The sequence below is a fragment of the Kaistella sp. CFF1-2 genome (assembly GCF_059509915.1).
Map to the genome: position 1 here is coordinate 528,053 of NZ_JCAKLF010000001.1, position 14,094 is coordinate 542,146.

Genomic DNA, 14,094 nt, shown 5'->3' on the forward strand with positions numbered 1-14,094 from the left:
CATAAAAAAAGCTCCGTAATTCGGAGCTTTTTTTATTATTCAATTTCACTTGTTAATCCTCGTGAAAGTAATTTTTTATGCATTGGGAGGAGTTTCTCCATCGGACCGGATTTCACCGTGCATTTCCCCTTGTAATGAACCAAAATGGTGCATTGTTCGGCTTGAATTAAAGTATGTCCGCAAATCTCAATTAAACATTCAATAACGAAATCAAAAGTATTGACTTCATCGTTGTACAAAACCAATTTGCTTTCTTCATCCGTTTCTTCCATCACGAGAATATCCTCCTCCCACTTTCGTTGCGGATGATCGTAATCGTGAATACTAAAAATCGTTTTACTCATCTTCATTTTTTTAATTATCCGTCATTTCTACAAAATCCTGATCTTCATCTGAACCTTCATAAATCAACTCTACCACATCTACGGATTTGTTTTGCATTTTCAAAATCTTAAAATGATAATCCAAAATATCAAATTCTTGATTTTCTTCTGGAATATCTTCTAATTTATGCAAAATAAAACCTGCTAATGTATTATAATCGCCATCATCTGAAAGCGGCAACGCTTTCGGCAAATAATCGTTAATCTCTTCTAAAGGCTGCGTTGCTTGCACCCAAAATGTGTTCTCTCCTACTTTATCAACGATTTGATCTTCATCATCTTCTTCATCTTGGATTTCACCAACCAATTCTTCAAGAATATCTTCTAAAGTAATAATTCCTTCCGTACCTCCAAATTCATCAATAACAATCGCTAAATGCTGCTTTTTCATTTGGAAAATCTTCAACAAATCAGAGATTTTTTTACTTCCAATGACGAAGAACGCTTCACGCATTAATTCGCGCAAATCTTCATGTGAAATATTCCCACTTCGTTTGATAAACTCACGAATAATTTCTTTCGTGTACAAAATACCAATCACGTTATCGATGGAATCTTCATAGACTGGAATTCGTGAATAACCGCTTTCCATGATGATATCAATGATTTCGTTAATTGGATCTTCAATATCGATAGACAAAATGTTTTGTCTTGGAACCATAATTTGTTTCGCAGAATGATCTGTAAAATCAAACGCGTTTTTGATGATTTCGTAGTTTTCTTCTTCAATCTCACCTGAATCCGCACTTTGCTTCACCAAAAGCTGAAGTTCCTCCGTGGAATGAATATCCGCATCACTAACGGGTGGAATGTTGATTAAACGTAAAAAACCATTCGACATGGAATTCATTAACCAAATAATAGGTTTACAAATAATCGTGAACCAACGTAGCGGATATGCAATCGCCATCGTTGTTTGCTCCGCTTTACGAATCGCAATTGATTTCGGAACCAATTCTCCAAAAACAATATGCAAAACCGTAATAATCGCAAAACTAATCACCAAAGAAATGGTTGTAATAGTGCTTTCGGCAAGGTTTAAATTGAAATAGTGAAAAACCTTATCAACAACATGATGCATTGCACTTTCCCCAACCCAACCTAAAGCTAGTGAAGCCAAGGTAATACCAAGCTGGGTTGCTGATAAATACGCGTCTAATTGTTTGATAATATGTTCAGCTTGTTTTGCCAAAGCATTTCCTTCAGCAGCTTTTAGCTGTATTTGGGAATATCTAACTTTTACAATTGAAAATTCGGCTGCTACGAAAAAGCCGTTAAGTAATACTAAGAATAAAGCTAATAAAAGCTTGACTATGTCCGAGTCCATTAATAATTATACAATATAATGTGCAAAGATACTATTTTTTTGAAAACTCCAATTTTAACAAAAAAAGCACCGGAATAAAATTCCAGTGCTTTTGTATAAATTGAAATTTATTTCTTACGAATTCTTCAACGCTTCTGCTCCAGAAACAATCTCCAAGATTTCGTTGGTAATTGCAGCCTGACGCGCTTTGTTGTAGAAAATAACCAAATCGTTTTTCAATGCTTGTGCATTGTCCGTCGCTTTGTGCATCGCTGTCATTCTCGCTCCGTGCTCAGATGCAACAGAATCTAGAACTGCTTTGAACAATTGCGTTTTGATGGATTTTGGGATCAAATTATCCAAAATTTCGTTACGGCTTGGTTCGAAAATATAATCCGTTTCTACACCTGCAACTTCATCTTGTTCAGGCATTGAAATCGGTAATAATTTTTCTGTTTGAATTTCTTGTGTTGCTGCGTTTACGAATTTGTTATAAATGATATATACTTCATCAAAAGTACCATCTACGAAATCTTTCATCGCACGAATTGCAACGTTTGATACCCCTTCGAAAGTTAAATTATCGAACAATAAACTATCGTTACTGTACACTTCTTTGTGCTTTCTTACGGCATCGTAGGCTTTCTTACCAATAGTTACTACACTTGTTTCAACGTTTCCGTGCGCTTGTAACTGGTGATTAAGCTCTTTTACTACTGAAGAGTTGAAAGCTCCCGCAAGACCTCTGTTAGAAGTCACTACGATGAATAAAACTTTCTGTACTTCTCTTTCTTGTGCATAAACAGAAACCTGGTCTACACTCGAACTAGAATTGACATTCTGGATAAGCTCTTGTAATTTCTCAGAATAAGGTCTTAACATCTGAATCGCATCTTGTGCTTTTTTCAACTTTGCAGCAGATACCATTTTCATAGCACTTGTAATCTGCATCGTAGATGAGATGGATGTAATTCTTCCTCTGATTTCTTTTAAGTTTGCCATTATTCTATAAAGGTTTCAAGTTTTCTAGGTTTCAGGTTTAGTAGAATTTGCTAAACCTGAAACTTGAAATTAATTCTAATTAAATTTTGAAGCGATATCGCTTGCAGCAGATTTCAAAACATCTGTTACGCTATTGTCAATCTTTCCAGATTTGATTGCAGCCATTGTTTCAGGATGCTTCGCTTTCAATAACTCAACATAGTCTTTCATGAATTCTTTCACTTTCTTAACAGGAACACTTCTTAACAAGTTTTCTGTACCTGCGTAAACCATTGCAACTTGCTCTTCTACTGGAAGTGGAGAGTTTACTGGTTGCTTCAAGATTTCTACGTTTTTCTCACCTTTAGAGATTACAGACAAAGTAGCTGCATCTAAGTCGGATCCGAATTTAGCAAACGCTTCTAATTCTTTGTATTGAGCCTGGTCTAATTTTAAAGTACCAGATACTTTTTTCATTGATTTAATCTGTGCATTACCTCCAACACGAGATACAGAGATACCTACGTTGATCGCTGGACGAACCCCAGAGTTGAATAAATCAGACTCCAAGAAAATCTGTCCATCTGTAATCGAAATTACGTTTGTTGGGATATATGCAGAAACGTCACCCGCTTGAGTTTCGATAATTGGAAGGGCTGTTAAAGATCCTCCTCCTTTTACGATTGGTTTCAACGATTCTGGAAGGTCGTTCATTTGCTTTGCAATATCATCATCAGCAATAACTTTTGCAGCTCTTTCTAACAATCTTGAGTGAAGGTAGAAAACGTCCCCTGGATAAGCTTCACGGCCCGGTGGTCTTCTTAACAATAAAGAAAGCTCACGGTAAGCTACCGCTTGTTTAGAAAGATCATCATAAACGATCAAACCTGGACGTCCAGTGTCTCTGAAATATTCTCCAATTGCAGCACCAGCCATTGCTGAATATACCTGCATTGGAACTGGATCTGAAGCGTTAGCCGCAACGATAACCGTATACGCCATTGCTCCTTTATCTGTTAACGTTTGAACAATCTGAGCTACCGTAGATGCTTTTTGTCCAATCGCTACATAAATACAATATACTGGTTGACCAGCATCGTAAAATTCTTTTTGATTGATGATCGTGTCAATAGCAACCGTCGTTTTACCTGTTTGACGGTCACCAATGATAAGCTCCCTTTGCCCTCTTCCTACTGGAATCATTGAGTCAACAGCTACAATACCTGTTTGCAAAGGTTCTGTTACTGGTTGTCTGTAGATTACCCCTGGAGCTTTTCTTTCCAATGGCATTTCGTAAAGTTCACCTGTGATAGGTCCTTTACCATCGATTGGGTTACCCAATGTATCTACAACACGTCCTAGCATTCCTTCTCCTACTTTGATAGAAGAAATTCTATTTGTTCTTTTTACTGTATCTCCTTCTTTAACCAATTTGGATTCACCTAATAAAGCTACACCAACGTTATCTTCTTCAAGGTTCAATACAATCCCTTCAACATCTGAAGAGAAACGTACTAATTCTCCGTATTCAACATTCTGAAGACCGTATACACGAGCGATACCATCACCGATCGTCAATACTGTTCCAACTTCCTCGATGTTCGACTGCGTGTCGAAATTCGCTAACTGTTGTTTTAAAATTGCTGATACTTCAGCTGGATTTATTTCTGCCATTGTATGGTTAATTTTCTTAGTTTAATTGAAATTCTTTTTGAACTTTATTCAGTTTTGTCTTTACAGACGCATCTACTTGTTGATCTCCTACTCTTAGGATGTATCCTCCTAAAATTTCTGGTTTTACAACCGTTTCAAGATCAAACTGCGAACCTGCATTAACAAGTGATGTTGATTTTAAAATATCTTCAACCGTCTTTTGAGACAATTGAACTGCAGAGGTAATAGAAATTTTTTGCACACCGTTCAACTGATCAACTTTTGTGATGAATCCTTGTGCAATCTCATCTAGATGAGTTTCTCTACCATGCGTGATAACCAACTTTACTAAATTTTGAACCACTGGAGAAAATCCTTTGAAGATTTCCTGAGCTGCGGCCAATTTCTTTTTATAATCGATAAAAGGTGTTGCAAAAAACAATCTCAAATCCGGAGAATTCGATAGAATCTTGCTTACATCCTTCATTTCTGCATAGACCACAGCTGTTTGCCCAGCTTCTTGTGAGAAGTCTAGTAAACCTTGTGCGTATCTTCTTGCTACTTTACTGGTAAGCATTCTTAGTTTTGATTAGAATTGTTTAAATAATTTTCTACCAATGTATTTTGAGCATCAGTATTATCAAGCTTTTGCTTCAAGATTTGCTCTGCAATACCCACAGAAAGAGCACCAATTTGGCTCTTAATATCAGCCATTGCAGCAGATTTTTCAGATTGAATGCTTTGTCTCGCTTGTTCAATCATTTTATCTCCTTCAGATTTTGCTGCATCTTTAGCATCAGCAACAATTTTATCTTTCATCTCACGAGCATCTTTCAAGATTGCATCACGCTCGATTTTAGCTTCACGAATGATTCTTTCGTTATCCGCTTTAAGATCTTCCATTTCTTTTTTAGCCATCTTAGCTTGGTTAAGAGAATCAACGATAAAAACCTCTCTTTCTTCGATCGATTTCATAATTGGTCTCCAAGCATATTTCCCTAGGAGCATCAATAAGATGAAAAATACGACAGCTGTCCAGAAAATATTACCAATTGAAGGAGTTAGTAAGTCCATTGTATATCAATTAAGATTTATGTGTAAAAATATGTTAACTTTTTTAATGTAAAGAATTCTACAAACCAACCGTTTGTAGAATTCTTACTTTTTTCTTATCCGTTTCCTAGTAATGCTACTACGATTCCGAAAAGACCAGCACCCTCGATAAGAGCTGCTGCGATAATCATTGCAGTTTGGATTTTCCCTGATTGCTCTGGTTGTCTAGCGATACCTTCCATAGCGCTTCCACCGATTTTTCCAATTCCTAATCCAACTCCAAGAACTGCTAAACCAGCTCCGATTGCTGCGATACTACCTGTCATAATACTATAATTTAAAAAGTTGATATTTGTTTTTTTGTTTCTTTTCTATTCTAATTTCTTAGTGATCGTGGTGAGGCTCCTCAACCGCAGATCCGATAAATAATGCTGTTAACATCGTGAAGATATACGCTTGCAATGCCGCAACCAATACTTCCAATACATAGATAAACAACGTTAATCCTAAGGATACTGGAGCGATCATATATGTTTTCATGATGAAAATAAGCGCTATCAAACTCATGATGATAATGTGTCCTGCAGTCATGTTTGCAAAAAGACGAATCATCAAGGCGAATGGCTTCGTAATAATTCCTAATAATTCTACAGGAACTAAAATGATGTATACTAAAATTTTACCACCGATTGGCATGTTGTTCCCCAATGGGTCTAGCATGTGCATCCAATATGTTTTTCTACCGCTTAAATTAACAACTAACAATGTGAATACGGCTAATACCATGGTAAATGCAATATTTCCTGTTGTGTTTGCTGCTCCTGGAACCAAACCAAGGATATTCAAAATCCAAATAAATAAGAATAAAGTGGTTAAATACGGTACATATTTTCTGTATTTTTTCGCTCCAATGTTTTGCAAAGCGATATCGTCTCTTACGAAAAGAACGATTGGTTCTAAGAACTTCGCAATTCCTGATGGAACGTTTGATTTTTTGTAAGAAGCCTTCATACCGAAAGCCAAAAGAATAATAATTAAAGCAGCAAGCATCATTTGAGCAACTACTTTCGTGATAGAGAAATCTAGAGGTTTAGCATTTGTTGGATGCTCTACTCCTTTTGCGTCTTTCTCCATTGTTAAGGTTCCAGCCGCGTCTGTTTCGTAAACTTTTCCGTGATAGATTTTGTAGAATTTACCATCTACTTCTGCTACTTTTTCTAATTCGTGACCGAATTCGTTAGAACTGAAAACGTGAAGTCCATTATCCCAAAGAATTACAGGAAGGGCAATTCCTACAGAATTTTCTCCCTCACCCCACAAATGCCAGTTGTGTCCATCGGCAATGTGATGCATGATAAATGGTACAGGATTGTATTTTTCTTCTTTTCCAGTTTCGGCATGCCCTTCAGAAGCGCTTGCAAACCCTAATGAGAAGGCAAACATTGAAAGAACAAGTAACAGTTTTTTAAAACCCATGGCTAGACTCTATTTCTAAAATTTTTGCAAAAGTATGAAATTATATTCGATTTCGTTCAATATTTTAACCCAATTATTATATGATTTTAGTCTTGTTTTTTAACAAGTTTAACAACGTAAACAACCTCAATCGCTAAATAAAGCCAGTACAATATAAAATAGGAAATCAAATTCTTTTGAAATTCGGGTTCTTTAATTGCGATATACGCAATTGCAATGATTTTGAAGAGCACAAAACCCAAAAAGAAAAAACCAATCCACCCTGTTTTTCCAAACGCAAAAACACTTAAAATGGTAGCCAAACTAATAAAACTCACAAAGAATATGAAAAAATGAATTTTAAAATCCAAATTCAAGATTCCTTGTTCCTTCAAAAGATACTGAGCGCCAAAAAAAACAGTAGAAATTAGGAGAAACCCTAAAAAGTAAAGCAGCGCTGTTTTGGTATTTTTCATGAATGGCAAAGCTATCAAAATTATTTGAATTGGGAGAATAAAGAATAAAATCACTATTTTTGCGCACGATAATAATCAGAATTCATGTTTAATAGCTTACAGGATAAATTAGACAAAGCGCTACACAACCTTTCAGGGCGCGGAAAAATTACCGAAATCAACGTTGCGGAAACCGTAAAAGAAATCCGTAGAGCATTGGTAGATGCCGATGTAAACTATAAAGTTGCGAAAGATCTTACCAAAAGAGTTCAGGATAAAGCTTTAGGAGAAAACGTATTAACATCCCTAACTCCAGGTCAGTTAATGACCAAAATCGTTCATGACGAATTGGTTGGGTTAATGGGTGGAACTCAAGAAGGAATCAATCTTTCTGGGAAGCCAAGCGTGATCTTAATTGCAGGTCTTCAAGGTTCGGGGAAAACAACGTTTTCAGGTAAGCTTGCTCACTATTTAAAAACAAAACGTAGCAAAAAACCTTTATTGGTAGCGTGTGACGTTTATCGTCCAGCTGCGATTGATCAGTTGAAAGTTTTAGGTGGACAAATCGATGTTCCCGTTTATACAGAAGAAGGCGCAACAAACCCTTCTACAATTGCTGAAAACGCGGTGAATTTTGCAAAAGCAAACAACCATGATGTGGTTATTGTGGATACCGCAGGACGTTTAGCGATTGACGAGCAAATGATGAACGAAATAAAATCAGTTCATTATTTCATTAAACCAGACGAAACGCTTTTCGTTGTTGATTCCATGACTGGGCAAGATGCTGTAAACACGGCAAAAGCCTTTAACGATGCGTTAAATTTTGATGGGGTTGTTTTAACAAAATTAGATGGTGATACTCGAGGTGGAGCCGCTTTAACAATACGTTCCGTTGTCGAGAAGCCAATCAAATTTATTTCTACAGGTGAGAAAATGGAAGCCTTGGATCTTTTCTACCCAGAAAGGATGGCCGACAGAATCTTAGGAATGGGAGACGTTGTTTCCTTAGTAGAAAGAGCTCAAGAGCAGTTTGATGAAGAAGAGGCTAAAAAACTTCACAAGAAAATTGCGAAAAACGAATTCGGGTTTGATGATTTCCTAAAACAAATCAACCAGATCAAGAAAATGGGTAATATGAAAGATTTAATGGGAATGATTCCAGGTGTTGGAAAAGCCATTAAAGATGTTGAAATTTCAGACGACGCATTTAAACATATTGAAGCCATCATTCACTCCATGACGCCAGATGAAAGAAGACATCCTTCTATCATCGATATGAATCGTAAAAAGCGTATCGCAAGAGGTGCTGGAAGAAAATTGGAAGATGTGAATCAGTTAATGAAACAATTCGACCAAATGGGGAAAATGATGAAGATGATGCAAGGTCCTCAAGGAAAGCAAATGATGCAGATGATGAGCAAAATGCCGAACATGCCAGGAATGGGCGGTATGATGGGAAAATAAATTAGAAATTTATTCTAGAATATAAAAAACTCGAGCCAATGGCTCGAGTCTTTGTTTTTGTCCTATTTCGGTTTGGATTAGAATTTGTATCCCAACCCAATTTGAAATGAATTTACAAATTCTTTATCTTCTCCTTTATCATCACTTTTCCAAAGTTTAAAATCTGTTACACCCCAATTGTATCGACCATCGATAAACAATCCGTTTTTGAAGTTGTATTCAGCACCAACAAAAGGTCCGGCATAAAAATGGGATGGTTTGCCGCCCCACACTTCTTCATCAAAAATATCGCGTTTTGACTCTTCACCTTGATTAAATTGGCTTTTATGTTCTCCAGAAATAAAATACCCTAAATTGAAACCCGCAGAAACATTAAAATCCGTATTTGCATAGTATTTCACAGAAAGCGGCAACACAACTTGATGCACATTAAGGGAATATTTATTATTCTGAGTTGTTTGCACACCATTATTATCGGTGTACATATACTCGTCTTCATATTTGTAACCAACATTCGCATACAAAAGTTCGGCTTGAAAAGCCCAATTTGGTTTGAATTTATACTCAACTAAACCACCTCCATAAAAAGAGTATTTAGTTCCATTGACAAAGCGAGCTGATTCCGAATCGTCTTTCTCAGTAAGATTTGAACCAATTAGTCCACCTTTAATACCATACTTAATTTGTGCAGATGCCATGGTTGTCATCAAAACACCTAAAATAAAAATCGTTTTTTTCATTTTCAAAATTTAAAATTTTCCATAAATAACGTAAAAATAAAATACTTCGTATTTTCAACTAAAAAAACCGCCCTAAAAGAGCGGTTTTCAAATTTTGTATCAAAATAGATTATTTTCCGAAAGTATAAGCGTAACCCAAGTTAACAGAACTCACTGTACCTCCATCTTTAGAAATACCTCTATAACTAACGTTTACTTCACTAGGTCCGAAATGGTATGCTGCTTTTGGTGCATAATAAAATCCACCTTCAGCTCCGTCCTCAGTTGCAAACGCATATCCAAGATCAGCACCAAGACTAAACTCAGGAGTTAACTTATATTGTGCTGAAGCCGCTAAAGGAATGGTTAACGCATTATCCGTTTCAACTGTACCATACCCTGGGATATTCGCTTCTTTTTTTCCAAACCACATTTGTGCTCCAGTTGCTAAACCTAGATTAAAGTCCGCAGCCACCGGCCATAAATATCCAGCATCAATTCCCGCAGTAAAGCTAGAAAAATCAGCAGCATCACCAACTGGTAAACCGACATTGGCGCCAATCTTAAATCCCGATTGAGCAGATACTGCTCCGAAAAGTGCTAAAGCACCTACTAAAAATAATTTCTTCATCGTTTTTTTATTAAAGTTATCCTACAAAAATAAAAACACTTCGTTAATACACAACTTTTTTTATATAAAAAACGTTAAAAAATGAAAATTATACAAAAAAAATACGCCATCTTTAAAGATAGCGTATAGATATACTTAAAAATCCGAATCGAATTAGAAGAATAATGAGAAACCAATTAATCCTTGGAAAGCACTTGGTGCTTTGTTCTCATCTAATGTAAGGTTATATCTCAACTTAGGAGTTACAGCGATGTTTGGTGCTACGAACCAAGCATAACCACCTTCGAAACCAACCCAGTTTGCATTATCACCATCGCTAGATGTTCCTGTGAAATCTACTCCTACAGGAATTTGGTTGATGATATAATACTGAGCTCCTACTTTATAAACGAAGTTACCTTCTTCTCCATCTACACCAGTTTCTCCATAACCTAAACCAGCTTTAATAGCCAATTTGTCCATTACGAAATAACCACCATCAACACCTAGGTTCCACGATGTCGTATTAGCTCCGTCAACTGAAGTTAAACCGAAAGATGTGTTTCCTGTTGCGTGAGAACCTGTGTTCGCTTCAATTACCCATTTCCCTTTTGCTAAAGCAGCGTTAGTCGTTTGAGCGCTTGCGAAACCGAAAAGTGCTACTGCACCAGCTAAAAATAATTTTTTCATTTTCTTGTCATTATTTAAGGCTGCAAAGGTAGGTACAGTTGGATTCTTAACAAAAAATTAACATAGTTTTTAAAGTGATATATATCATGTTTTACGCTTCGTTTTCACGCAATCTTTTTTCTTCAGCTCCATAAGCACCGATGATTTTTTTCACAACAGGGTGTCTAACCACGTCTTCTTCTGTAAGATGAACAAAACCGATCTCTTTAATTCCATCTAAAATCCGCATCGCTTCTTTTAGTCCAGATTTCTGTTTCAATGGTAAATCTACTTGACTGGGATCGCCCGTAATTATGAATTTCGCATTCATACCCATTCTTGTGAGAAACATTTTCATTTGAGAATGCGTTGTATTTTGTGCTTCATCTAGAATTACAAACGCCTTATCCAACGTTCTACCACGCATAAATGCTAAAGGTGCAATCTCGATAACGCGTTTTTCAATAAATCCTTCCAGCTTTTCATGCGGAATCATATCACGCAATGCATCATATAAAGGCTGCATATACGGATCCAGCTTTTCCTTCATATCACCAGGAAGAAACCCCAAACTCTCCCCAGCTTCTACCGCCGGCCTCGTTAGGATAATACGTTTCACCTCTTTGTCACGAAGTGCACGCGCTGCCAAAGCAACACTGGTATAGGTTTTCCCCGTCCCTGCTGGACCAATGGCAAAAACCATATCCTTCTTATCAACTTCTTTTACAAGCTTTTTAAGATTTGTGGTTTTGGCTTTAATCACCTTTCCATTAACGCCTTTTACAATAATATCTTGATCAAAAACCAAGGTTTTCTCATCTTCTCCTTTTAGTTGAAGCAAATTTTCAACATCTTTAATTGTAATTGCATTGTATTTGGACAAAAAAGCAACGATATCATCCAATTTTGCTTTAAAAACATCCAAAGCTTCTTGGTTACCCATCGCAAAAACAAAATTATCGCGTCCAGTTATTTTTAAAGTGGGAAAACTTGATTTTATTAAATTGAAATTCTGATTCTGAACACCATAAAATGCTTTGGTATCAATGTCAGTAAGTTCATAGTTGAGTTCAAACATAAACAGATTGTATTATTTTGACTTAAAAATAGTACAAAAAAATCAAATTCAATCTTTTTTCGTTGGGAATATCTACCCCTTTTTTGCGCTCTATTTCTTATTTTTGCGATATGCCTATTATTACGCTTACGTCCGATTACGGAATTGTCGATCATCGAGTTGCTTCTATTAAAGGAACAATCCTAAGTCTGAATCCTGAAATTACGATTGTGGATATCACCCACCAGATTGAAGCATTTAACTTGAAACAGACTGCTTACATTGTTCGCAATGCGTTTCGTCATTTTCCAACCGGAACCGTGCATATCATAGCCGTTGACAGCTTTTTTAAAAAAGACTTTAGAGGCTTGATTTTCAAAGTGGATGGGCATTATTTCATCGCGCCTGATAATGGAATTTTGAAATTGATTTTTCATGATATCAAACCAGAATTGATTCACGAAATAACGTTTACCAATCGATTTGATGATGTTATCAACTTCCCTGCTTTGGATATTTTTGTTCCCGCAGCCGTACATTTATGCAATGGTGGACTTCCAGAAGTCGTTGGGAGACCATTCAAAAAACCATTGGATATTAAATTTCCGCATTCGGTGTTCAATCCTGGCGAAAATATGATTGTTGGAGAAGTCATTTACATCGATTCTTTCGGGAATATCGTTTCCAATATTTCAAAACAGTTTTTCCAGAAATATCAAGCCAATACGACGAAATTGACGATTAAATTTAGAAATTTAGCGTTATCACACGTTTATAATCATTATTCCGAATTCGTTACTGATTGGTCGGACGAACCTAGTTTTCATGGTAAATCCATTGCGATTTTCAACGATGTCGATTTACTCGAATTATGCATCTACAAAGGTTCAGGACGTAACGGCGCCAAAGACCTTTATGGAATGAAAGTGGGCGAAAATATCTTTGTGGAATTTCAAAAATAGTCCCAAGCAAAAATCTGTATATTTGCGCTCAAATTTCACCCTATGGCCTATACCATTATCAAAGCATTGCACATCATTTTCATGGTAAGTTATTTTGCTGGAATTTTCTATCTCGTGCGTCTTTTTGTCTATTATAAAGATTCCGACGCTTTTGAGGAAACTAAAAAGCAAATTCTTCGTGAACAATACGTCTTTATGATGCGTCGTTTGTGGAATATCATTATTTGTCCCGCAGGTGTTTTAATGACGATTTTTGGTATTACCATGATTGTGATGAATATGGAATTGTTCAAAGCGCCTTGGTTTCATTTGAAATTGACGTTTTTAATTGGACTTGCTTTGTATCACTATTGGTCATGGAAAAAGGTGGTAACCATTAAAAATCTGAATGGTGGTGATCTTCAAAATTCAAATATCGCATTACGCCAATTCAACGAAATTGCAACCTTTCTTTTATTCTTAATCGTCTTCACCGTTATTTTAAAATATCAAATAATTGCGTATTGGTGGCAATTATTACTAGGTTTTATCGTTTTGGTTGGTGGGATTATGATGATTGTGAAATTGGTGAATAAAAATAAAAAACAATAACCGCATGTTGGCTATTTATAAAAAAGAACTTTTCGGAAGTTTTGGCAACTGGAGCGCATGGATTATCATGTTGGCATTCAGCATTATAAGCACTTTATTCCTTTTTATTTTCGAAAACAACTCTAATATTTTTGATATCGGAACGGCTTCTTTGCAAAGCTATTTCGTTTTGGCTCCTTGGATTTTGCTTTTCATCATTCCAGCGATTTCCATGCGAACTTTGGCCGAAGAACAGCAAAATGGAACGTTAACATGGTTGTTTTCGCAACCTATTTCCATTAAAAATATTGTCGTTGGAAAGTTCCTTTCGGTTTGGAGCATTGGTGTTTTATGTATTTTACCTTCATTGGTTTTCTTATATACGATTTATGTTTTAGGAGTTCCAGAAGGAAATATCGATATGGGCGCAACTTTAGGAAGTTATATTGGTTTAGTCTTTCTAATTGGTGCGTTTTCAGGAATCGGAATTCTAGCTTCATCACTTGCTAGCAACCAAATTATTGGGTATTTGTTAGGTTTGATTTTCTGTTTTATTTCGTATTTCGGGATTGAACAATTAGCAAGTTATCGATTGTTAGGCGGTGCCGATTATGTTTTGCAAAACATTGGTTTTTATCAACATTATATTGCTTTTACACGTGGTTTGGTGGACAGCCGAGATTTGTTTTATTTCATTTTGGTGATTGCTGTTTCCCTTTTTGTTTCCATCCTTTTAGTTTCCAAGAAAAAATAA

17 protein-coding genes are annotated in these 14,094 nt (G+C 36.2%); 4 read left to right on the forward strand and 13 right to left on the reverse strand.

Going from position 1 to position 14,094, the window contains the following annotated elements; all coding sequences use genetic code 11:
* Positions 1–35: 35 nt before the first annotated feature.
* The 9 genes from AC5XHR_RS02440 to AC5XHR_RS02480 form a co-directional block, all read right to left on the reverse strand.
* Positions 36–272: an ATP-dependent Clp protease adaptor ClpS gene (locus AC5XHR_RS02440; protein ID WP_495949706.1), complete on the reverse strand. Its 237-nt coding sequence runs from the start codon at positions 270–272 to the stop codon at positions 36–38.
* An 82-nt stretch (positions 273–354) separates the two neighbouring features.
* Complete coding sequence (locus AC5XHR_RS02445; RefSeq protein ID WP_495949189.1) at positions 355–1,710, reverse strand: hemolysin family protein; 1,356 nt, start codon at positions 1,708–1,710, stop codon at positions 355–357.
* Between the two features lie 114 nt (positions 1,711–1,824).
* Entirely contained in the window at positions 1,825–2,691 is an 867-nt protein-coding gene (atpG, locus tag AC5XHR_RS02450) for an ATP synthase F1 subunit gamma (RefSeq protein ID WP_495949190.1), read from the reverse strand.
* A gap of 75 nt (positions 2,692–2,766) precedes the next feature.
* Complete coding sequence (atpA, locus tag AC5XHR_RS02455) at positions 2,767–4,344, reverse strand: F0F1 ATP synthase subunit alpha (RefSeq protein ID WP_495949191.1); 1,578 nt, start codon at positions 4,342–4,344, stop codon at positions 2,767–2,769.
* A gap of 16 nt (positions 4,345–4,360) precedes the next feature.
* A complete protein-coding gene (gene atpH / locus AC5XHR_RS02460) occupies positions 4,361–4,900 on the reverse strand; it encodes an ATP synthase F1 subunit delta (RefSeq protein WP_495949192.1) in 540 nt (179 codons plus the stop codon).
* 2 nt (positions 4,901–4,902) lie between these two features.
* The gene (locus AC5XHR_RS02465; RefSeq protein WP_495949193.1) at positions 4,903–5,397 is read right to left on the reverse strand and encodes a F0F1 ATP synthase subunit B; all 495 of its coding nucleotides are present in this window, start codon (positions 5,395–5,397) and stop codon (positions 4,903–4,905) included.
* A gap of 95 nt (positions 5,398–5,492) precedes the next feature.
* Entirely contained in the window at positions 5,493–5,702 is a 210-nt protein-coding gene (atpE, locus tag AC5XHR_RS02470) for an ATP synthase F0 subunit C (RefSeq protein ID WP_034675836.1), read from the reverse strand.
* Positions 5,703–5,760: 58 nt separating this feature from the next.
* Positions 5,761–6,852 (reverse strand): F0F1 ATP synthase subunit A, encoded by a 1,092-nt coding sequence (gene atpB / locus AC5XHR_RS02475; RefSeq protein WP_495949194.1) that lies wholly within the window; start codon positions 6,850–6,852, stop codon positions 5,761–5,763.
* Positions 6,853–6,938: 86 nt separating this feature from the next.
* A complete protein-coding gene (locus AC5XHR_RS02480; RefSeq protein ID WP_495949195.1) occupies positions 6,939–7,307 on the reverse strand; it encodes a hypothetical protein in 369 nt (122 codons plus the stop codon).
* An 84-nt stretch (positions 7,308–7,391) separates the two neighbouring features.
* On the opposite strand from AC5XHR_RS02480, the gene ffh reads away from it, so the two are divergent.
* On the forward strand, positions 7,392–8,753 hold the full coding sequence (gene ffh, locus AC5XHR_RS02485) for a signal recognition particle protein (protein ID WP_495949196.1): 1,362 nt from the start codon (positions 7,392–7,394) through the stop codon (positions 8,751–8,753).
* A 77-nt stretch (positions 8,754–8,830) separates the two neighbouring features.
* Here ffh and AC5XHR_RS02490 read toward each other — a convergent pair whose 3' ends face one another.
* The 4 genes from AC5XHR_RS02490 to AC5XHR_RS02505 all read right to left on the reverse strand — a co-directional run bounded on the left by AC5XHR_RS02490 (position 8,831) and on the right by AC5XHR_RS02505 (position 11,829).
* Entirely contained in the window at positions 8,831–9,493 is a 663-nt protein-coding gene (locus AC5XHR_RS02490) for a porin family protein (protein WP_495949197.1), read from the reverse strand.
* A 109-nt stretch (positions 9,494–9,602) separates the two neighbouring features.
* Entirely contained in the window at positions 9,603–10,103 is a 501-nt protein-coding gene (locus AC5XHR_RS02495; protein WP_495949198.1) for an outer membrane beta-barrel protein, read from the reverse strand.
* A 153-nt stretch (positions 10,104–10,256) separates the two neighbouring features.
* Positions 10,257–10,772, reverse strand: a complete 516-nt coding sequence (locus AC5XHR_RS02500) for a hypothetical protein (RefSeq protein WP_495949199.1) — start codon at positions 10,770–10,772, stop codon at positions 10,257–10,259.
* Positions 10,773–10,863: 91 nt separating this feature from the next.
* Complete coding sequence (locus tag AC5XHR_RS02505; RefSeq protein ID WP_495949200.1) at positions 10,864–11,829, reverse strand: PhoH family protein; 966 nt, start codon at positions 11,827–11,829, stop codon at positions 10,864–10,866.
* Positions 11,830–11,939: 110 nt separating this feature from the next.
* Here AC5XHR_RS02505 and AC5XHR_RS02510 point away from each other — a divergent pair, with 110 nt between their 5' ends.
* The 3 genes from AC5XHR_RS02510 to AC5XHR_RS02520 are packed head-to-tail and all read left to right on the forward strand — an operon-like array spanning position 11,940 to position 14,094.
* Positions 11,940–12,770 (forward strand): SAM hydrolase/SAM-dependent halogenase family protein, encoded by an 831-nt coding sequence (locus AC5XHR_RS02510; protein WP_495949201.1) that lies wholly within the window; start codon positions 11,940–11,942, stop codon positions 12,768–12,770.
* A 42-nt stretch (positions 12,771–12,812) separates the two neighbouring features.
* The gene (locus AC5XHR_RS02515; RefSeq protein ID WP_495949202.1) at positions 12,813–13,361 is read left to right on the forward strand and encodes a CopD family protein; all 549 of its coding nucleotides are present in this window, start codon (positions 12,813–12,815) and stop codon (positions 13,359–13,361) included.
* Positions 13,362–13,365: 4 nt separating this feature from the next.
* Positions 13,366–14,094 (forward strand): ABC transporter permease subunit, encoded by a 729-nt coding sequence (locus AC5XHR_RS02520; protein WP_495949203.1) that lies wholly within the window; start codon positions 13,366–13,368, stop codon positions 14,092–14,094.